This window comes from Oleiphilus sp. HI0128 (assembly GCF_001635365.1).
The window spans coordinates 1-487 of the sequence record NZ_LWGG01000716.1 but is presented as its reverse complement, the minus strand read 5'-3'; the positions used below and the strand labels follow the sequence as shown (position 1 = coordinate 487).

Annotated in this window: 1 protein-coding gene; it reads right to left on the bottom strand. The window is 46.0% G+C overall.

Annotated features, from left to right (window positions below; all coding sequences use genetic code 11):
- A partial coding sequence (locus A3763_RS28535) for a hypothetical protein (RefSeq protein ID WP_197482864.1) occupies positions 1-487 on the bottom strand: 487 nt, incomplete at both ends.

Here is a 487-nt window from a genome sequence, read left to right as displayed (position 1 = left end):
CATTACCATTGTTTTCGATATGGATATCTTTGTGACCCAAGTAACCAGCAATGCTTAAGTCACTGATCAAAGTAGTAGTTTGTGCTGTAGGATGTGTAAGGATGTTTGTAGCTGAATCATATGTGCCTTCACCAGCGCCATAAGAAGAATCAGCAATACCGATAGCATCGATTGTATACTTGAAATCAACTGCAGTGATAGCACCGTCGATAACTTCTTGAGTTGAGAAACCAGCAAGTGCAGTAGCGCCGCCAGCGATAAGAGCATCAGCATCGATAAGCGCAGCTAGTGGGTCAGTTGCGATTTCGTGAATCAACAAGTCACCGTCTTCGATACCAACACGACCCTTAACGAATGTTCCGCCAAGTGCACCAGCAACTGCTTGAACAACAGATACACCAGGAGCAGCCTGTACATTGTTAGATTCTAGCTGCTTCAAAGATGCGCCACCAGCGTTAGCTTCGATACCGCCAGCCAAACCAGCTAG